General features: G+C 50.2%; 1 protein-coding gene. It reads left to right on the top strand.

From position 1 onward, the window contains the following. Positions 1 to 218: 218 nt before the first annotated feature. On the top strand, positions 219 to 803 hold a 585-nt coding region (locus tag MLE19_RS22830), incomplete at its 3' end, for a peroxiredoxin (RefSeq protein WP_240720613.1).

The raw sequence follows: 803 nt of genomic DNA, 5'->3' as shown, positions 1-803 counted from the left end.
GGCCAACAAGGGTATTGATACCAATCCCATGGTGCTACCTCCTATCATATCCATTTTAGCGCCGTAAGAATTTTAAGGCTTACAGCTGCTTTAAGGTCAACCTTTATTGACAAATTATTTGTCTCCTATCGAATTGCAAATATTACACATCAAGCTTGACCTTAAAGTTGACTTCAAAGTTATGGTGGCTACTCAATGAATGACATGAGGACATTTCCATGGCGCTACAACTGGGCGAGACAGCACCAAACTTCACGATCGAATCCACGCAAGGCACGGTCAACTTTCACCAATGGCTTGACGACAGCTGGGCGGTGCTGTTCTCGCACCCCGCTGATTTTACGCCAGTATGCACCACAGAACTGGGCGCGTTTGCCAAGCGAAAGAACGAATTCACCCAGCGGGGTGCCAAACTGGTTGGGGTTTCGGTGGATCCCCTCAGCTCTCACCACGACTGGGCGGGGGATATTGAACAGACTCAGGGCACGGCCCTGAACTACCCCTTGCTGGCTGACGAAGATCAGGTGGTAGCGAAGCTTTATGGAATGATCCATCCCAAAGCCGACCCCAAACTGACGGTGCGTACGGTCTTCATCATCGATTCTGACAAGAAAATTCGTCTCACTTTGACGTATCCACCCAGCACAGGACGTAATGTCGACGAGATACTGCGGGTTCTCGATTCGCTTCAGCTAACTGACAAGCACAAAGTGGCCACCCCCGTTGACTGGCAAAATGGTGACGATGTCATCATCTCGCCATCGCTATCGAATGATGACGCTAGGCAACACTTTCCCGAAGGC

Source organism: Vreelandella neptunia (genome assembly GCF_022489065.1).
Classification (GTDB): domain Bacteria; phylum Pseudomonadota; class Gammaproteobacteria; order Pseudomonadales; family Halomonadaceae; genus Vreelandella; species Vreelandella neptunia_A.
Note: the sequence above shows the minus strand (reverse complement) of the source record. Positions and strands in the feature narration are given on the sequence as shown.